Raw genomic sequence first — 20,576 nt, forward strand, 5'->3', positions numbered from 1 at the left:
TTTAAATAGTGATAGACTGTATATATTAACAGTTTATTACTGAAAAATAGAATCCTTAATGTTAAATAATTTAGAACAAATTGCGAATCGTCATCCAACGGGGTTCTTGCTGACAAGAAGAGCACTGGATGTGAATGGTCGATTACAATTGCAGTTCTGGATTAAATCCAATAATCACAATTTCCAATTACTGATTAACGATGAACTGGCATTATTTTTCATCGAAGAAAACGCGCACCAGAAAGCGAAACAACTGCTGGAAAACGCAAACATTTCCTATGTGAAAATGGTGCCATTAACGTTAAAAACATTTGGTGGTGAACCTGTTGTTGGCGTGTATTTTCGTTGCTTGCGCGACTTATACAGTGCTCGGGAACATTTAAAGTCATACCATATCAAATGCTATGAAGACGATATTAGACCCGACGACCGTTATCTAATGGAGCGTTTTATTACTGCCGGTTTAACCTGCAGTGGATCAATTGGCGAAGCTGGCGAGAATCACACTTTTTTGATTGAAAACGCAAAATGCAGACCAGCTAGAGCAGAAGTTAAGCTTCAGGTAGTTTCGCTTGATATTGAATGTTCTATGCAAGGTAAGTTGTTTTCTATTGGGTTCTATAGCGAGCACGATGCTCGTGTTTTTATGATAGGCGAAAAGCGCACCTGTGATGATCCATCAATAAGAGCAGATGAATTTGTTGTAGATTGGTTTGAAGATGAACCCGCGTTATTGAAAGGGCTTGTGAATTGGTTTGCTGAATACGACCCTGATATCGTCATTGGTTGGAACATTGTTAACTTTGATTTTAATGTTTTGCAAAAACGCTTTGACCACCATCGCATTGATTTTGCAATTGGTCGCAGTCGGCAAATTCCTCGCTGGCGAAAAAACCGAAATAGTGAACAACAATTTCTGGATATAGATGGTCGCGTAGTGCTAGATGGCATTGACCTGCTAAAAACGGCTACTTACAGTTTTACTAGCTTTTCATTAGATTTTGTCGCAAACGCGTTACTAGGTGTTGGCAAAAAAGTTGAGGACGTCGATAATCGAGTTGCCGAAATTGTCCATAATTTTCATCATAATAAATGGGCGTTAGCGGCCTATAACCTCCAAGATTGCAAGTTGGTTTATGATATCTTTTCTCATACGCAGCTCATTGATTTTGCCATGTTGCGCGCACAATTAACCGGATTGGCAATCGATAGAATTGGCGGTTCTGTCGCTGCCTTTACCAACTTGTACCTACCTAAGTTACATCGCCATGGTTATGTTGCACCTAATTTAGGTGATGGATTAAAAGGGCTAGTTTCGCCGGGGGGATACGTAATGGACTCTATCCCTGGCTTATACAAAAACGTGTTAGTGTTAGATTTCAAATCACTGTACCCATCGATCATTCGTACATTTAATATTGACCCTATTGGTATGGTAGAAGGGTTGAAATCACCGCAACAAGCAATTGCTGGCTTTGACGGAGCTTACTTCTCACGAACGCAGCATTTTTTACCTGAAATCATTACACAATTGTGGCAGGAAAGGGACAAAGCGAAACGTGATCAAAATGCGCCATTGTCGCAAGCGATAAAAATCATTATGAATTCGTTCTACGGTATCTTGGGCTCTACTGGTTGTCGATTTTTTGATCCGAGACTATCAGGCTCCATCACTAAGCGCAGTCATGCCATACTTAAACAGACCAAAGTCTGGATTGAAGCATTAGGCCATCGAGTGATTTATGGTGATACGGATTCGATATTCGTACATATAGGCGATGAATTTTCGCTGGAAGATAGCAAAAAACTCGGTTCAGAGTTACAGCAATTCATAAATACACAATGGCAACAAGAGATCGAAGCGCAGTTTGAAACACCGTGCTTGTTGGAAATAGAATTTGAGACCCATTTTCGTCAATTCTTTATGCCAGCTATTAGAGGAGCAATGCAAAGTGGCACGGCTAATCAGTTAGGAACAAAAAAACGCTATGTAGGGCAGGTGATAGAAGATGGTGATTCTCGGCTTATTTTTAAAGGATTAGAAACGGTTAGAAGTGATTGGACCGCACTTGCGAAATCGTTTCAGCAAGCACTATATCAAAAAGTATTTGACCAAGATTCCGTGATTGAGATTAACCAGTATATTCGAACAATAGTTGAACAAACGCTAAACGGAGAATTTGATCACCAACTGGTTTACCGTAAGCGATTAAGAAGGAAATTGGCACATTATGTGAAAAATGTGCCACCGCATGTTAAAGCGGCTCGGTTTGCAGATGATAAAAATGATGCATTGGGTAAACCATTAAAGTATCAAAATAAAGGCTGGATAGAATACGTAATTACGCATGCAGGCCCGCAAGCAATTGAACATGTATGTTCACCATTAAATTACCAGCATTACATTGATAAACAATTGAAAGCGGTTGCAGATGATATATTGCCGTTCATCAACACCAGTTTTGAACAGGCGGTTGATCAGCAGCTATCATTGTTTTGATTTTCCAAAAAACGCTTAGCATTAAATAATTAACCTAGAGCAACACGCTCTAAGCAATAACAAAAAAGTGCGTGAGTTTTTGTATTTATGTAGGTATAAATGTATTGGTTTAGATGGCTAGAATGCCAAAAGATGAGTGTTAAACGACGAAGGTTTTCGCGACTAAAAGGTTTAAAATGAAAAAAGATACAAAGATTGTCAATGCAGGACGGGCTAAGAAATGGACTGGAAACGTTGTTAATCCACCTGTTGAAAGAGCGTCAACCGTAGTTTTTGATTCGGTAAAAGACATGAAACATGCAACGGTAAATCGCGGCAATCAAGTACATTTTTATGGACGAAGGGGAACGTCAACAACATTTGCATTTAGTGATGCGATGGTTGCCATCGAAGGCGGAGCTGGTTGTGCTGTGTATCCTTCGGGAACTGCTGCAATCACTAACGCGATTTTAGCATTTGTTAAAACTGGCGATCATATCTTGATGGTTGATACTGCCTATGAACCTACGCGTGATTTCTGCGATAAAGTTTTATCTCGCATCGGTGTTGAAACTACATATTATGATCCATTAGTCGGCAAAGACATTGATAAACTCATTCAACCTAACACCCGTATTGTATTTTTAGAGTCTCCCGGCTCGATCACTATGGAGGTGCAGGATGTCCCGGGGATTGCTGAAGTAGCTCATCAACATGACTGCATAGTCATGTTAGATAACACTTGGGGAGCGGGTGTTAACTTTCAACCATTCGACTACGGTGTTGATATTTCTATTCAAGCGGCGACTAAATACATAGTAGGCCACTCAGATGTGATGTTAGGAACAGCAACTGCGACTGAAAAGTATTGGCCAGAACTAAGAGAAAATAGTTATCTGATGGGGCAATGTACATCACCGGATGATTTATATTTAGCGATGCGTGGAATGCGTACGCTGTCGGTAAGGCTTAAGCAACATGAAGAAAACGCATTAAAGGTTGCTAATTGGCTTGCTGCACGTGATGAAGTAGCTACCATTTTGCATCCAGCATTTTCTTCATGCCCTGGTCATGAGTTTTTTAAACGTGATTTTACAGGTTCAAATGGATTGTTTTCCGTTGTTTTGAATCGTGGCGATCAACGCGCAATTGATGCGCTTTTAGATGGCATGGAGCACTTTAAGATGGGTTACTCTTGGGGCGGATTTGAAAGTCTTATACTAGGGAATACTAATGTAGGTCGACTAAGAACTGCTACACAATGGCCATATAAGTTCCCACTTATTCGGTTGCACATAGGTCTTGAAGATGTTGATGACTTAATTGAGGATCTCGCACGAGGCTTCGAACGTTTAAATGCAGCGCTGTAAGACGCTCGATATACCATTTGCTAAAGACGTTCTTTGTTGTGATATGCCGTCGCTGGAAAATCAGGTAAACATATTTTCGTATTGACGTCAGCACTACTGTAAAGGGCATCGTGACATCTATAGTGTGTCACGGTGTTTTTTATGTTTCTCTTGTTAACGATTAATTTACAGTTCGTCGTTGCAGGCTATGTTGCAGGCTATATAGTACAATAGAATTAGAACTGTACACTTCTTAAATCATTCCACATGGTTAACAAAATATTTTCATTTAATGCTAATAATGATTGGCCAAATAACCGTTTCTGTGTAACACTTGTGTTAACTATGTGTGAATTGTTGTGCCGTGGTTAGGTACAAGTTTAGGTAAAGGACATTAAATGGACTTTGAAAAATTCGAACAAATTACGTTACTAATTGGTCGATGTTTTTTGGCTGGGTTAGGTATGGGGACCTTAGTTTATGGTATCGCCTACTTGTTCGCGAATACACCTTTTAACTCATCGCCTAATTTTCATGCGTTATCTGCGATAATGTTGGGCCTAATCAGTTTGTTTATTGCGCTTAAAATTAATCGCCGTGATTATCGCAGAATGTAAGCCACTCAGCATTTTCCTTTCGTAATCTCTCTATATCTCTATATCTCTAATTTATCTACCTCTAAAATGTGACATTTCTTGTATTCTGGTTAATAGTTAATATAGGTTGAATATAGCTTTTCAAAGAGTCGCAATGGTTGCATTGGTTGTCTTAATTGTTGGGTTATTTTGCTTATTGTTTGGTGTCGTAGTGCAGGATAAACATCAACATTTCTTACGTCGTAGCAATAAAGTCTTTGGACGAGTTGTTGGCTATTCCTCGATCGAAAATATCACCTCAGTATTAAAACACCCGGAAGAAAGCCCAAAAACGTATTCCTTGCCGATTGTTGAATACGAATATGGTAAGACTTATCGTTTCATTGCAGATGAAGAATACGAACGAGAAAACTTTGTTGTTGGTGAAGCGATAGAAGTATACGTAGATAAACTTAACCCCAAAATCGCAAAGTTAAAACAGGGCACATCTCAAACCGAAACTATCATGCGAATATTTTTAGCGATAGGCGTAATTTTCTGTGCGTTTGGGCTATATATTTTTGATTTGCATGACATAACGCAGTTAATTAATGGTGAGAAATTCTATTTGCTAGTGAGCGTCGCATTGTTCAGTTATGTTGGTGCTAAACTAACGCCGATATTAAGACTAGCATTTACATCACCCATTTATCATGAAAATGCCTTTGAAGTGTCTGATAGTGACAGTATCAAATAAGGCAATGAAGTGCATTCTCGCTTACTTGTCATATTTTGGGTAATATATTGTCAAAGTAGCGGGCGAGTAGTCGTTCTAAAAGATTAAAAAAGGTAATTTGGATGTCGCTTGAAACATGGTTGTCATTTATCGTGGCCTGTAGTGTGCTCTGTTTTACACCCGGCCCAACAGTGTTGCTAGTAGTAGGCCAATCATTTGTACATGGTCGCAAATCGTCAATTCCTCTCGTGTTGGGTGTACTGTGTGGCGATATCATTGCGTTGACACTTTCGCTTGTTGGCGTTGGTACAATATTAGCGATGTCGAGTGACTTTTTTATTGTGATGAAATGGTGCGGCGCGGGATACTTAATTTATCTTGGCTTAAAAGCGATTCGAGCAAAACCTGATTTGACTGAAAGTGCTGTATTGAGTGATGTTAATAATGACGATTGTGCGATGAAGGTTAAGGCTTTTCGCCAATCATTAATAGTCACGGCACTAAACCCCAAAGGCATTATATTTTTTATGGCGTTCTTCCCGCTGTTTATTGATCCAAGTAGCCCACTCATTAGTCAACTTATTGTACTAAGCTTGTCATTTATTTGCGTTTCTGGATTATCTGCTTCTACATATGCTATTGCCGCCCGAAGTTTGATTTCTCGGCTTAATAGCCCAAAGGTTAAATCCATATTTAACCGAGTAAGCGGCGGGATGTTAGTATCAGCAGGCCTGTTAACAGCAAATCTACAAAAGAATGCTTAAAGCTCAATACCTGGAATCTTGCTTAAATCAACATCGTCTATTTGACTTGGATCGAGAAAGTCATTGGCGAAATCTAAATAGACCTTCTCACTTATGAATACGTCAAATAAATCAGGGTCTAGATGATCGTTAAGCTTCATTCTTCCCATGATGGTTAAGGTTTCAGTAAGCGTTTTCGGCGGCTTGTAAGGTCGATCATTGGCAGTCAATGCTTCGAATACATCCGCTATCGCCATAATTCTCGCTGGAATTGACATTTCATCACGTTTTAACCCTTTGGGGTATCCTGTCCCGTCCATTTTCTCATGATGACCACAAGCGTATTCAGGTACATTACGTAAGTGTTTAGGAAATGGCATTGACTCTAGCATTTGCACCGTAACATCCATATGTCCATTAATGATTCTGCGTTCTTTGGCGTTTAATGTGCCTCTTTGGGTAATCAGGTTATACACTTCATCATCGCTTAACACGGGTAACTTGCGACCCTTAATTGTGATTTGGTACTGTCTAGCAATACGGTAGACGCGCTCAATGTTTTCGTCGGTAAAGAATTCCCCACCTTTGTTAGCTATATTAATGAAGTCACGGTCTTGCTCGAGGTCTTTAAGTTGTTTTATTTTCTCTGTTTGTGACAACTTACTCGAGTTATAAATGTCTCGAGCGGCAACCTCAAACCGCGCATTAATAAGCTCAATGCGATCAAACACGGTTTCTAGCTTAGTGGCTTTGTCCATGACGTATTCAGGTGTTGCTACCTTACCGCAATCATGTAGCCAAGCCGCTACACTGAGCTCATGAAAGTCTTCGCGTGTCATTGTAAAAGATGACAATGGCCCATTTTGTACCTTGTGACAGGCGTTGGCTAACCGCATGGTTATTTCTGGCACTCGTCGGCAATGTTCGCCAGTATAGGGAGACTTTTGATCTATCGCGTAGGCAATGAGTTTTGAAAATGAACTAAATAGTTCCTCCATTTCATCAATCAGTTGCTTGTTCGTTAGAATAACAGCGGCAAGTGAACTCATTGCGTGTATGGTTCTTTGCACTTCTGTTGAAAAAGGAATGATTTGGCCATTGTTATCTTTTGCGTTTATTAGCTGAATAACACCATTTAAGTCGTCTTGGTGGTTGGCCATGGGTAAGGTTAATACGGAAGTAGTTCTATACCCAAGTGTTTCATCCATTTTCTTAGCTGCATCTAACGGATACGTTGTGCAAGTATAGGCATCGTCAACGTTGATGATTTCACGTGAATCGGCTGCAATGGCTGCTAAAGCCGTATCGTTTGGCTTACCATAAATTTTAAGAGGTATAGGGTCAAAATCTATCGGATTGCCAGAGCAGCCACCAAGGTGAATATTTAAAGTGCGATTTATTACCGTTTCAAAAACAAGTTTTTGGTCGGCTGAAACCGAATAAATCGTTCCTCCTTCACAGTTTGCCAATTCAATGGTGCTGATCAAGATTTTTTCCAGCAATCGAGCGTGGTTGTTTTCTGATGAAAGGGCAATACCAATTTCAATAAAGTGATCAATACTCGACATGGTACTCAATTTGTCAATTTACGTGATTATTGTGATTTAAGTATAGGATCGTAATAAAAATTTGCTGAAAATTCGGTGATGAATATTTCAAGTTAGATTTCTGATTAATTACCACTAGGCTTAGAGTTATGTCCTTTGATAATTTTTTAGTCTTCTGCACTTATAAATGAGTATTACCAGTAAGAGAAACATTAATACGTCAATTGTCGCAGCCGTACTTTTTGTAGTCACAGTGTTAGTTTTTAAAACGCAAATTTTTATTACGCTAGACTACCGAATGTTTGATTGGCAACTTAATGCAAAGGCACCTGATGTCATCGCTGACAATGATATAGTGGTCATCGACATTGACGACCACAGTATCAACGCTATGAACCAGGTAGTTGGCCGATGGAGCTGGCCACGAAGCGTTTATGCTGAAGTGATAGAACAATTACTATTGGTAGGTAGCGATGCTATCGTTATCGATATCTTGTTTGCTGAAAACGATATTTATCGGCCTGACGATGATGCGTATTTTAAAGAAGTGATTGCTGGAACAACGAACGTTTATTTTGCTTCGCTAATGCTAAACAGTGATTCTAGTAGTGGTACGTTATTATCAGAGCTTAGCCACCAAACAAAATTGGAAGCGACACCCGCGGCACATGAAGCGGCAAGGTTGCATTTTGTTTTGCCAACCGTTGTCAATCCCAATTATGAAAATGTTGGAATCATTAATGCCTCTTTTGATATTGATGATGTACTTCGACGATATTCAATTTTTCAACAACGATATGGTTGGAAAATCTATTCATTGCCTGCGGTTGTCGCGCTTGGATTGGGGTATGAATTACCCAATCAACAGCAAATTATTCTTTCATGGCCAACAGGGGGGCAGCGTCCATATAAAACATATAGCTTTGTTGATGTTTATAAAGCGGTCGTTGAAGGTGATGAGCAGCTACTAAGTGAACTAACTAATAAAATTGTATTGGTTGGCGCCTCGGCAGCTGGGTTGTTCGATGCGCACAACACGCCCATACATGCCGAATTGCCCGGCGTTTATTCGTTAGCAGCAGCCATTGATAATTTGAAAAATAATCGATTTGTCCAACCCGCCGATCAAACGCTGTTGGTCGCATTTTACCTGATTGTGTTTGTGTTATTTCATTTAACATTTGCCTTTTTTGATAGCTATAGCAAGCAAATATTGGGCGGCATCATAATATTTACTGCTGCGTCTGCGATCACTACCCTATGGAGCTTTTGGTCTCTTGTTCATTTACAACAGTTACTGGTTGTAACGCCCATACTGTGCTGGTTATTGATATTGCTAACGTTGTCGATTGTTCACGGCTATTTGGAGTACAGCCAACGGCAATATGCGCTGTCAGTGTTTGGACGGTTTCTCGATCCCAACATAGTGAACACCTTATATGAAGAAGGTGAATTGGAAATCGCACAACTCAATAAAAAATCGAAAGTTACTGTGATGTTTAGCGATATTCGTAATTTCACACATTTGTCTGAACAACATCAAGCAAATGAAGTATTAGCATTACTAAATCAGTATTTTGCCTATCAGGTTGGTGTTATTTTTAAACATAATGGCACATTAGATAAATTTATCGGTGATTGCATAATGGCATTTTGGGGAGCACCAAAGCCTGATGATCGCCAAGCAATCAACGCTATTGAAGCAGCGCTTGCTATGTCTGAGTTTATCGAAGAGTTTCGCTTATCTTTACCACATGAGTTGACTGATTTCGATATCGGTATCGGCATACACACGGGAGAAGCTATTGTTGGCTTAGTAGGTACTGAATTGAGAGTGGACTATACTGTCATTGGTGATACCGTGAATGTTGCCAGTCGAATCGAGGGGCTGACAAAAGGCTTATCGCGTATCCTAGTTTCGAAAGAAACGATGACAGCAGCTCAGTGTTCCTTTACGTTTGAATTTGTAGGGAAATTTAGCGTTAAGGGTAGAGAGCACCAAGTTGAACTCTATCGCCCGACGGGGAGAAAGAAATGAACCAAAAATATCAAATTGCGCTTGTGCTGATGGTAATTTTGACATCATCAACATTTGCTCAAGCTGAAAATCATACAGCTAAAAAAGCAGAAGTCGTTAAGAAATCTCCACTTTTAGAAACCCCGAGCAATACTAGTGAACATATCAAGCAACTCAGTCCAAATCAGTCTTTAAACGTATATGAACGTCAGCGCGCTTGGTATCGCGTAACCACTTCGGATATGTACGAAGGGTGGGTGAAAATGCTTAATTTACGTATGCTTGGACGTGTAAAACGGGAAGGTGAGCTGGGCGTGGTGACATTGCTCGATAGTGTAAATCCGCTTAAGTCAAAACCAACTACTTCGACTGGTATTCGAGGTTTTGACGAAGAAGATTTAATGAGCGCAAGTGCTAATTTAGATCAAGTGGCACTATTAGAGAATTTTGTAATTGATTCAAGTGATCTAAAACGTTTTGTTGTGAATGGTCAGTTAAGCGCACGAAAAATTAAATCTACCTCTGAGGAGCCAGCAGATGATTAGTTTTATCCGTATTTGTAGCCTTGTAGGTATACTGTTGCTGGCGACTGCTTGTAAGGCGCCTGGTCTAAAAATTGGTAATCTGGATGTCGGAGGGTTAGTTAATCAGGGTATCGCATTATGGGATGTTAGTTCGATTGATGAAGCGCAAGAAGAGCAATTTGGACAAAACATGTCTGCGGTATTGTTAGGAACCCGCCAATTGCACCCTAACGTTACGATCAATCAATATGTCAATAAAGTGGGACTATGGTTAGCAAGTTTGTCTGAGCGGCCAAATTTGAACTGGCGATTTGGCGTCATAAATAGTGATGCGATTAATGCGTTTGCTGCGCCTGGAGGCTTTGTGTTTGTGACTTCCGGTATGCTGATGCAACTAGACAACGAAGCACAGTTAGCTGCGGTGCTTGCCCATGAAATAATTCATGTTACAGAACAGCATCACCTCAATGCGATTAAATCTGGTACGATGCGCACAGCAATAACAGAAACGTTATTTATTTCTGCAGAAGCCTATCAGGGAAATACTAACGCTGATCAAAAAGACAGAGAATACACCGCGTGGGCCAGAACTGTGTCCGGAGCTGCACAAGAGCTCTATAGTAAGGGATTAGAACGCGACGATGAATTGTCGGCTGATAGTAAGGGAATAGCACTACTCGCGAGAGCTGGTTACGATCCGATGGAGTTTTATAGTGCTTTGCAATTATTAGAAGCCATAGCTCCAGATGATTCTAGCTTAGCGTTACTATATAAAACCCATCCGACGCCTACAGAACGTATTACGCATCTTGCAGAGCAAATGGTGGAGTTTTCATCGTTACAAGGACGAATGCTTGCACAACGTTATCAAAGTACCATCTTTGCTCCTTAATGCTACTTAAATGACTATTTTGCTCGGGTTTCTGAGATGCTCTGCGATATTCTGCGAGAAGCCCGTGTATTTCCTAGTCTTCAGGAAGTTTTTTTGTGATTTACTCGCAGATTGAAAGTGACTATGTTATGTTTCAGGGCTTTTATAAATCATAAATTGAAGTTGGGGATTAGGCTAGTATGTCAACAGCAGTATCTGAAGCTCGCGACGCAAACAAAGGTTGGTTTAACCGATTTTTAGCGGGCGTAGAGTTTCTCGGTAATTTATTACCACATCCAATTACACTTTTTGCTATTTTCTGTATTGCCATCGTTGTATTTAGTGGTATAGCAGACTGGATGGGATTGAGCGCAATTGATCCACGTCCAGAAGGTGCTAAAGGTAGAGAAGCCGACGGTGTAATTGAGGTTGTAAGCTTACTTAGTGCAGAAGGTTTACAACGTATAATGACAGGTCTTGTCACTAACTTTACCGGATTCGCGCCGTTAGGCACGGTATTGGTAGCGCTTCTTGGTGTGAGCATTGCTGAGCATTCTGGCATGTTATCAGCAGCTATGAGAGGCATGGTAATGGGGGCGTCTAAGCGCTTCGTAACGTTTGCTGTTGTTTTTGCGGCAATTTTATCAAACACCGCGTCTGAGCTCGGCTATGTTGTACTAATTCCACTAGCTGCCATGATTTTTCATAGTCTTGGTCGACATCCGTTAGCGGGCTTAGCGGCTGCTTTTGCTGGGGTTTCTGGTGGTTATAGTGCGAATTTGTTGCTTGGTACTATTGATCCATTGCTGGCAGGTATTACGACACCAGCAGCTCAAATTATTGACCCAAGCTATCAAGTAGGGCCTGAAGCCAACTATTATTTCATGTTTGTATCAGTGTTTATGATAGCCATCTTGGGTACTTGGATTACAGAAAAAATCGTTGAGCCACGACTAGGCGCTTATGATCCATCTGAAGCGTCAGAAGACTTATCTAACAACAAAGTTGAGCATTTAACGCACACAGAAAAAAGTGGCTTAAGGTGGGCAGGGGTTGCGTTTCTAGTTACTGCATCTTTACTTGCCCTTACGATTGTGCCTGAAAATGGAATTTTGCGTCACCCTGAAACTGGGGCGGTTGCAGGTTCGCCGTTCCTAAAAGGTATTGTAGTCATTATCTTTATTACTTTTGCAATTCCAGGCTTTGTTTACGGTAAAGTCGTTGGCACCATGAAAAATGACCGTGATGTTATCAATGCCATGTCGAAGAGCATGAGTTCTATGGGGATGTACATCGTACTCGTATTTTTTGCAGCACAGTTTGTTGCGTTCTTTAAGTGGACTAACTTGGGAACGATTATGGCGGTTAATGGCGCAGAATTATTGCAAGCGCTTAGCCTGACTGGACCTGAAATTTTCGTGTTCTTTATCTTTATGTGTGCACTGATCAATTTAAGTCTGGGTTCATCTTCTGCACAATGGGCTGCTACAGCACCTATTTTTGTTCCTATGCTGATGTTAGTAGGGTATGCGCCTGAAACAATTCAAGCTGCTTATCGTATAGGTGATTCTGTCACCAATCTAATAACGCCCATGATGAGCTACTTCGGCTTAATTCTGGCAGTTGCGAGTAAATACAAGAAGGATATGGGAATAGGGACGTTAGTCGCCACGATGTTACCTTATAGTATGTTCTTCTTCGTTGGTTGGGTGACGTTGTTTTATGTTTGGGTATTTGGTTTTGGCCTACCGGTTGGCCCTGGCTCTCCAATTTATTACACCCCCTAAATTTTAGAAATTTGAAAATGGCTCATTCGAGCCATTTTTTTTGCCTAATTGTATTAGCCGATACTAATTAAGATCAATGTTAATTTAAAAACTAATTATCGCTTACTAGTTGTTTTAATTGCCTGTCGGGCAAAAATCGTGTCGTAATAATAGGTATGTCGGGTACAATTCGTGTTATGAAACTATAGATTCCATCAAACTCTTGTTGGAGTGGTGATGTAAGTTGTTCTTAGTCAGCGACTTTACATCATGTTGAATTATGGCGTTTATTTTAAGTTTATGTATTTCAAGCAGTGCGAGAATATGTTAACTTGCACGTCGTTTTATGTTTATTTGCCGTTAAATTGTGAATTATCTCATTGGCCCTTGGTTATTTTCTCCTGCACATTACCAAATTAGTAGTAATAATATTTGTCGTGAACTTGATCCTCTATCATTCAAGTTATTAAGTTATTTCGTAGCAAATGCCCACCAAATTATTTCGCGTGATGATTTGATCGAACATGTTTGGCAACAGCCTTTTGTAGATGATAACGCCATAAACAGAGCAATTTCTGGCCTTCGTAAGCTACTCAAACATGACGGTTTTGACGGCCAATTTATCAAAACCCATCATCGTAAAGGTTATAGTCTGGTCGTGACGGTTACTGAAGCAGCCGAAACCGTTGAACAGAAGCAAGAAACGAATCAACCTGAAGAGCAACACGTTGCTGCGCCCTCGAAGTCTTTGGCTGAACAAACGGCTAACGAGCAACCTCATTCTGAAGCTAACACGCAACCTACACAGCCTCCAAGCATTAATAACCGCAGTAGACGTTTTATTCATGCTACCTATATTGGTATTTTTATCGTCAGTATAGTTGTCGGGATGATGTGGCTGAGCAAGTCGAATGATACATCACAAACATCGGGGACTGATGCGAAAGAAATAATAACGCCTGTTGATAAAGTAACCGTGACCGCTGCAACGTGGAATATTGGCGCAGAAGGTAATCCTGTTGCATCGCCGGATGGAATGTTATTCGCGTACAGTAATTTACATGATAACCAAGTTGATGCGCTAGTAAAAAGAACGCATGACCAACATGAAATCAAAATTGAGTATCCTGGGTTTAATGTAGGTGTTTTGTCTTGGCAACTAGCAAGTAGGAATCTACTGACACTACTGACCAATGAAGACAAATCCGAGTGCTACTATGCCACTGTCGATTTGTCATCATTTCCTAAACAGGGAGATGTCAATATAGTAATGTCATGCGAAGCAAGGGCGCATGGTTATGCGCAAATAAGTGAAAACGGCCACTATTTGTACTTTGCTAAGTATGTTTCTGAAACCACAGGCAATGCTCTCTATCGACACCACATTGAAAAAGGTGTTACTGACTTGTTGATTCCTACATTTAAGCCAGGCAATGGTGTACTTCATCTTAAATTGTCGCTCGACGGAAAGCGACTAGCTTATCTAATGTCTGAGTATGGTCAGCCGTTGAAGCTCTATTTGTATGACTTTTCATCAATGGAAAACAAATTACTGTTTCAAGCGAAAAATACGCAGATAGGTTTTGCATTCGATTGGTCTCGTGATAACCAATTTATATATTTCGCAGATGCAAGTCAGATTTATAAAATTCAATCGTCTACAGGGGCTGCTGACTACGTAGAATTGCCGCAAAACATTAAGCCTTTTTATTTGGCAGTAGAAAATGATAATCAGGTGCTCGTTTCTGAAAGAGACACCCAGCAACTAAGTGTGGTTCGGTATTCTGGCGGTTTTGATAATCAGACACCTGAGATTGAAGCATTATTTGAATCTGAGTCCGATAGTTATTACGCCTTACCATCTCGTTTAGAAAGCAATCATCTTTATTTCGTCTCAAATCGTTCCGGTAGCAATCAAATTTGGCAAAAAAATGGTGACAATTTAGAGCAGCTTACTCGATTTACGTCTCCGGCCTCTATTGGACAGCCTATGATGTCTTCGAACGAAGAGTTCATTTTGTTTAAGCATAACAAGACGCTAAAGTTTATTGAACTTAACAATAAGAAAATTCATACAGTAGAAGAACTAAAGAATATAGATGTCGATAGCTATGTTTGGACAAAAGATTCGCTAGGTATCCTTTATACGCAGGTGATAGGTGAGGAAAGTCAGATTTGGCATTTTGATATGCGAACGCGAGATTTGACAAGATATAACAATTTATTGGGCCGTAAGTTAATTAGCGATGAGAACAATGAAATTTACTATAGCCACGCAGACCAATTAATACATTTAGATGGTTCTGAAAGTTTTCCTTTAAACATTCCTTTGGCCGCTAGAATATTTAGCACAATTAACCAGAAATACTTTTATAGTAGTGATGGTATCTCTGCTTTGTACAGAATGGATCTTTCTAACGGAAAAGTGGAACAGATTCACATACCACACCGCATTAGGGCTATGTCGGTTGATAATGGTCAGTTGTTACTATCGACAAGCACGTGGAAAAACACCCATATTAAGCGCATTTTATGGTAACTCTCATCCGCGCCATAAATAGAATTTAACTTTAAGATTGAAATAAACAATGTGAAGCTCAGGTCTATCCGTGTACGTTTATACGGAGAGATCTAATGACTTTATTTCATCGCACCAATGCTGTGCTCTGTGCTCGTGTTTTGGTTGGTATTTTTTTGTTAACAACCGCAATGAATCGTTTTAACAATGAAGACGTAGCGTATTTTAATAAGCAACTGTCTGTACTTGGCTTACCCGAGTTAGTGGGGCTTTCATTCATGATCGGACTTATTCAGATTATGGTTGTTATTGCTTTGCTTAAACCCAGAAGCTTGTGGAGCCGCCGTCTTTTCTACACATATGCCGTGCTTGCACTTATTCCAATGGTGATGCTGTTCACCCATCCCGTTTGGATTGATAGTTTGGGGGGATTTCCTGCGATTGGTGCTGGACAAGGATTGATCAAATATCTTGGTATATCTGGCGTTATTTTGTATATAGCTAGCTATTTTCAACAAAATGATTCTTACCAGAAGGTGGCAAAGTACATGATGTTACTTGGTGTTTTGCTGGTAATGACGTGGATTGGCGGTATGAAGTTTACTCAAATTGAAGCTGATGGTATTTATGGGTTAATGAGTACCAGTCCATTTTTTTCGTGGATATATACGTTATTTAGTTCATTGCATGGCTCTTATTTTATTGGTGTAGTTGAATTAATTGCTGTTTTAGCGATTTGTTGTTATCAATGGAATAGGTCGTTTTATGCCGTGGGATTAGCCATGTGTGCGCTGACATTTATTGCTACGCAAACATTTATCATTACATTACCTGCGTTTAGTCTTGATAGCGGAATACCTTTGTTAACGGGGAGTGGACAGTTTATTGTCAAAGACTTAGGCTTGTTAGCTGGTTGTATGCTGTTGTTTAGTCATTACTTTTACCCTAGAGAACAAATCTAGGTACTTTTAATTACAATCTTTCTAAAACAGCAAGTTAACTTGCTGTTTTTGGAAAATCTCACTGCTTTCTGTCTTCCATTACTTATACGGATTGGTATTAACTGCATTTTGTCGCAGTTAAAATGTTTCTATTTATATCTGACTATAACAAAGCGTGTCATTGCTGCTGTTCATCTGAAATTTAATCCCATTAGTCGTACTGGTGCTAGTGCATTTGTAATCTACTGCTATTAATCAGTAACTAATTGTACGTTAAACGGGAATTTGGAGTAAGAAATGAAGCTTACCAAAACGGCTCTTGCGAGTCCTGCTGCTGTCGCAGTAGGCATAGCGCTTATACTGCTTGTTGGTGTTATCAGTTTGTTTAAGCTACCTGTGCAGCTTTTTCCAGATATAGAGCGCCCACGAATCGCCATTCAAACGTTTTGGCGAGCTGCTGCTCCTCATGAAATAGAATCAGAAATAATAGAGCCTCAAGAACAAGTACTTAGGGGAATACCAGGGTTAACTTCCTTAAATGCTTTTGCGAACAGAGGGGCTGCGTTTATCAATTTAGAGTTTGGCGTTGAAACCAATATGGAACAAACGCTTATCGAAGTTATTAGCCGTATGACCCGGGTTAACAACTTACCTCGAGATGCACGTCCACCACGCATAATGTTGGGTGGCTTTGGTGGTGGAACGCCAGCTTTAACCTTTTATTTTTTACAGGCACTTGAAGGTAATCCCAACCCTATTGAAGATTACATAGACTTTGCCAATGACACGATAAGACCCCGAATTGAAGCGGTTGAAGGGGTTTCAAGCGTCCAAACATTTAACGAACAAAACCGAGAAGAATTACAAATTCGCTTTGATCCAATTAAGGCGGCAGAGTTCGGTATTCAAATTCCACAGCTTATCGCCTTAGTATCTGAAACCAATGATGTTTCCGGTGGGTTTGTTGATGTTGGGCGAAGACAGTATACATTAAGGTTCAACGGCAAATATAAAGTTGATGAGCTTGCTAATTTAATCTTGGAAACGAGAAATGGTCGCAATATTTTGCTCAGCGACGTAGCAAAAGTCGAAGTGCGCCGCAATGATCGTCAGGGAATTGCTGTTCAAAATGGCAATCCAGCATTTTCACTACGCATCGATAGAGTTAATGGCGCAAACGTGTTAGAAACGCTTAATCGCGTTAAGCAAGAAATAGAAGTGCTCAATAAAGAAGTACTGGCTGACAAACAACTGGTTATGGTGCAATCATTTGATGCGTCAGTCTTTATATATCGTGCAATAAACCTTGTAACAAGCAATCTATTTGCTGGTGTGATACTTTCGCTATCAATTCTGTGGTTCTTTGTACGACGATTGCGCGCGACTTTAATTATTGCGACCGCCATTCCTATTAGTTTACTTACTACATTTATTATACTGGAGATTACAGGGCGATCACTCAACGTGATTTCGCTAGCCGGATTAGCTTTTGCGGTAGGTATGGTGCTTGATGCTGCCATTGTGGTTCTGGAAAACATACTTCGAATGCGTGACAAAGGGCTTGATGCCGATGAAAGTTCGCTACAAGGTACTGCACAGGTGTGGGGAGCGTTGTTGGCGTCTACCGCGACAACAGTGGCGATTTTCTTACCAGTGTTTTTCTTAAAAGATATAGAAGGGCAGTTATTTGGCGATCTTGCGCTAACGATCGCAATTGCAGTGTCAGTGTCTTTGCTCGTAGCGGTAATTCTGCTACCAGTGCTAGCTAAATATTTTATCAAAAAAACCAACCATGTAGACCCGAATATTAAAACTTGGCAAGCGATGACCAAATTTGTCATGAAAGCGACAAATAGCAAACCTAAGCGACTCGTGTTGTCGGGAAGTTTGCTGATGATTCCTGTCATAGTAACTTATTTGGCGATGCCTTCTCTTGACTATCTTCCGCCTGTAAAACGTGATGCAGTTGATGCTAATTTACAATTTCCTCCGGGCGCAAATATTGCAACGATTGAAGAAGAAGTGGTTAAGCCTATTGTTGAACGCCTTAAGCCATATATGGATGGAACCAAGGAACCGGCACTAAAGAATTATTATCTATTTACTGGACCTTTCGGCGGTAATCTAGGCGTTCGTGTGCAAGATCAAGATCGTGTAGAAGAATTACTTGAAATCGTACGAAACGAAGTGCTAGTAGATTTACCTGATACACGTGCTTTTGCATTTCAAGGGAATTTGTTTGGTGGCTTTGGCGGAGGACGTCAAGTTCAAATTCATTTGCAATCACGAGAAACTGAACAGTTGCAAGAAGTCGCTTCAAATGCGCTGAATTGGGTGAGAGAAGCAATACCTGACGTTAGCGTACGTGCAAATCCGGGATTAGAGTTTGCAGAACCTGAGCTACAACTTATTCCTAATGACCGTGCGATACTCGAAAACGGGTGGAATCGCCGCCAACTGGGCAATGTGGTTCGCACGTTAGGCGATGGCTTGTATGTAGGTGAATATTTCAATGGCAATAAACGATTGAATATGATCTTGCGAACGGATAGTTGGAGTGATCCTGAAGGACTGGCTGACGTACCTGTAGTAACTGGCAATGGCTCAATAACTCAACTGTCAGAACTTATCGACATCGAAAGAACCGTGGGACCATCGCGCATAGCTCGAATTGATGGCAACAGAACTATTACCTTAAATGTATCGCCACCACAGGGCTGGTCACTAGAACAAACTATTGATGTATTAAAGCAGCAGGTTGCACCCAAAATTATGGCTGCGATGCCTGAAGACGGAAATATCCTTTATGACGGTAGTGCTGACCAGCTTGCAAAAGCTATTAAGGTAATGGGGGAAAATTTTGCATTTGCACTTGTTATCTTATTTCTACTGATGGCCGCCTTGTTTCGTTCAATCAAAGATAGCTTACTCGTTGTCATTACTATTCCGCTAGCGACAGTTGGTGGCGTTGTAGCATTGCAAGTGTTAAACACTATCGTTTTCCAGCCATTGGACTTATTAACCATGATTGGTTTTGTTATTTTGCTTGGTCTTGTTGTTAATAATGCCATATTGCTCGTGCATCAAACTCGCATGGGGCAACAATCGGGATTATCACGCACAGAAGCGGTAGAGCAAGCTTTAAGCCTGAGATTACGCCCAATCTTCATGAGTACCGCGACCAGCTTTTTCGGCATGTTGCCATTATTACTTATGCCTGGTACTGGCAGTGTTATTTACCGAGGACTATCGGCGGTAATTGTTGGCGGTTTAGCGGTAAGTACGATATTTACCATTATTTTATTACCGTGCTTGCTACAAATAACGCGAGCAGACTTTTTTAAAACAAGACCACATACATCAAATTCTAGTAACGAGACAGATTTCGTCTCTATTAATTCAAGTAACTAAGGTTAAGGATCTGTAATGAAAATTTCTACTATATTAGCGTGTTCATTGTTACTACATAGCATTAATAGTTTCGGGCAAGATACGTCTCATTTGGTAAGCGTAGATCAAGTTAAAGTTGAAAAGGTGGAGCCAACGCTATGGTTGCCGGGAAACGTTGTCAGTCGTGAGAATGCGCCAATTTCTGCTGAACAAGTCGGGCAATTGTTGTGGATTCTTGATGTTGGTAGTAAAGTCGAAAAGGGGCAAGTAATCGCCAAAATCGATAACCGACATTTGAAATTACAATTGGCTCAGCAACAATCTCGCGTCACGCAAAAACTAGCAGATGTTGAATATTTAACTAAGCAAAAACAACGACTGTCAAAGCTTAACGCCAAAAACAACACGGCGTTGAGCGAGTTGGAGCGTACTGTTAAAGATTTAACGATTGCCGAAGCTGAAGTTGATGAGCTTTCACTTCAGGTGGAGTTAACTGAATTGGCGATAGAAAAAACCAATATCGTAGCGCCATTTACCGGTTATATCAGTCAACGATTCGCACATCTGGGCGAATTAGTCTCAATTGGTAGGCCATTAGTTCAGTTGGTAAATACCAATGCATTGGACATCCAAATTGCTGCTCCTATTCAATTAGTTAACTATTTGAAAGCCGGTGCTAGTGTGAATGTTAAGTGGCAAGACAAGCTCACCGAATTACCCGTACGTACCTGGAGTATGGCGGGAGACCAAACTTCCCGTACCTTTGACGTTAGATTGTCTGCCGATAATTTGAATCTACTTCCTGGTAGTGCAGTCACGGTTTCTTTACCGAAAAATGCACCAGAAACGGCCACGTTAGTGCCAAGAGATGCGTTAGTTATAAGGGAGAAAGAGACGTTTATTTTAAAAGTAAATGAAGATGATACCGCAAGCAAAGTATCTGTACTAATAGGGCAAGGTAGTGGTGACTGGATCGCAGTTACCGGCCGGATTGGTGCTAGCGATGAAGTGATTATACGTGGTGGTGAAAGTGTAAGAGATGGTCAGAAAGTAAGAGTTGGCAATAGACTCATCGCAAGAAATTAGTCTGACCAGTTAAAAATTTAACGCTCATTCATGT

General features: G+C 40.5%; 14 protein-coding genes. 13 read left to right on the forward strand and 1 reads right to left on the reverse strand.

All coding sequences use genetic code 11. From position 1 onward, the window contains the following. Positions 1-58: 58 nt before the first annotated feature. The 5 genes from ACSLUK_RS03650 (at position 59) to ACSLUK_RS03670 (ending at position 5,903) form a co-directional block, all read left to right on the forward strand. The gene (locus ACSLUK_RS03650; RefSeq protein WP_448547155.1) at positions 59-2,500 is read left to right on the forward strand and encodes a DNA polymerase II; all 2,442 of its coding nucleotides are present in this window, start codon (positions 59-61) and stop codon (positions 2,498-2,500) included. A 176-nt stretch (positions 2,501-2,676) separates the two neighbouring features. Further along, the gene (locus tag ACSLUK_RS03655) at positions 2,677-3,849 is read left to right on the forward strand and encodes a cystathionine beta-lyase (protein WP_448547156.1); all 1,173 of its coding nucleotides are present in this window, start codon (positions 2,677-2,679) and stop codon (positions 3,847-3,849) included. A 377-nt stretch (positions 3,850-4,226) separates the two neighbouring features. Next, complete coding sequence (locus ACSLUK_RS03660; RefSeq protein ID WP_448547157.1) at positions 4,227-4,445, forward strand: hypothetical protein; 219 nt, start codon at positions 4,227-4,229, stop codon at positions 4,443-4,445. 133 nt (positions 4,446-4,578) lie between these two features. Next, positions 4,579-5,160, forward strand: coding sequence for a DUF3592 domain-containing protein (locus ACSLUK_RS03665; RefSeq protein WP_448547158.1), 582 nt, complete (start codon positions 4,579-4,581; stop codon positions 5,158-5,160). A gap of 101 nt (positions 5,161-5,261) precedes the next feature. Continuing rightward, the gene (locus tag ACSLUK_RS03670) at positions 5,262-5,903 is read left to right on the forward strand and encodes a LysE family translocator (protein ID WP_448547159.1); all 642 of its coding nucleotides are present in this window, start codon (positions 5,262-5,264) and stop codon (positions 5,901-5,903) included. Here ACSLUK_RS03670 and ACSLUK_RS03675 read toward each other — a convergent pair. Then, a complete protein-coding gene (locus tag ACSLUK_RS03675) occupies positions 5,900-7,450 on the reverse strand; it encodes an HD domain-containing phosphohydrolase (RefSeq protein WP_448547160.1) in 1,551 nt (516 codons plus the stop codon). The genes ACSLUK_RS03670 and ACSLUK_RS03675 overlap by 4 nt on opposite strands. A 166-nt stretch (positions 7,451-7,616) precedes the next feature. Between ACSLUK_RS03675 and ACSLUK_RS03680 the strand changes: the two genes are divergently transcribed. From ACSLUK_RS03680 to ACSLUK_RS03715, 8 genes are all read left to right on the forward strand, one after another. Further along, positions 7,617-9,467, forward strand: a complete 1,851-nt coding sequence (locus ACSLUK_RS03680; RefSeq protein WP_448547161.1) for a CHASE2 domain-containing protein — start codon at positions 7,617-7,619, stop codon at positions 9,465-9,467. Next, positions 9,464-9,991 carry an SH3 domain-containing protein gene (locus ACSLUK_RS03685; RefSeq protein ID WP_448547162.1) on the forward strand — a complete coding sequence of 176 codons (528 nt, stop codon included), beginning with the start codon at positions 9,464-9,466 and terminating at the stop codon, positions 9,989-9,991. The genes ACSLUK_RS03680 and ACSLUK_RS03685 overlap by 4 nt, the downstream gene beginning before the upstream one ends. After that, entirely contained in the window at positions 9,984-10,862 is an 879-nt protein-coding gene (locus ACSLUK_RS03690; RefSeq protein WP_448547163.1) for a M48 family metalloprotease, read from the forward strand. The genes ACSLUK_RS03685 and ACSLUK_RS03690 overlap by 8 nt, the downstream gene beginning before the upstream one ends. A 179-nt stretch (positions 10,863-11,041) precedes the next feature. Continuing rightward, on the forward strand, positions 11,042-12,628 hold the full coding sequence (locus tag ACSLUK_RS03695) for an AbgT family transporter (RefSeq protein WP_448547164.1): 1,587 nt from the start codon (positions 11,042-11,044) through the stop codon (positions 12,626-12,628). A 346-nt stretch (positions 12,629-12,974) separates the two neighbouring features. Beyond that, positions 12,975-15,146, forward strand: coding sequence for a winged helix-turn-helix domain-containing protein (locus tag ACSLUK_RS03700; RefSeq protein WP_448547165.1), 2,172 nt, complete (start codon positions 12,975-12,977; stop codon positions 15,144-15,146). A 95-nt stretch (positions 15,147-15,241) separates the two neighbouring features. Then, on the forward strand, positions 15,242-16,087 hold the full coding sequence (locus ACSLUK_RS03705; protein WP_448547166.1) for a DUF417 family protein: 846 nt from the start codon (positions 15,242-15,244) through the stop codon (positions 16,085-16,087). A 276-nt stretch (positions 16,088-16,363) separates the two neighbouring features. Beyond that, positions 16,364-19,477: an efflux RND transporter permease subunit gene (locus ACSLUK_RS03710; protein WP_448547167.1), complete on the forward strand. Its 3,114-nt coding sequence runs from the start codon at positions 16,364-16,366 to the stop codon at positions 19,475-19,477. 15 nt (positions 19,478-19,492) lie between these two features. After that, positions 19,493-20,542 carry an efflux RND transporter periplasmic adaptor subunit gene (locus tag ACSLUK_RS03715; RefSeq protein ID WP_448547168.1) on the forward strand — a complete coding sequence of 350 codons (1,050 nt, stop codon included), beginning with the start codon at positions 19,493-19,495 and terminating at the stop codon, positions 20,540-20,542. Positions 20,543-20,576 lie beyond the last annotated feature (34 nt).

This window comes from Thalassotalea fusca (genome assembly GCF_053485835.1).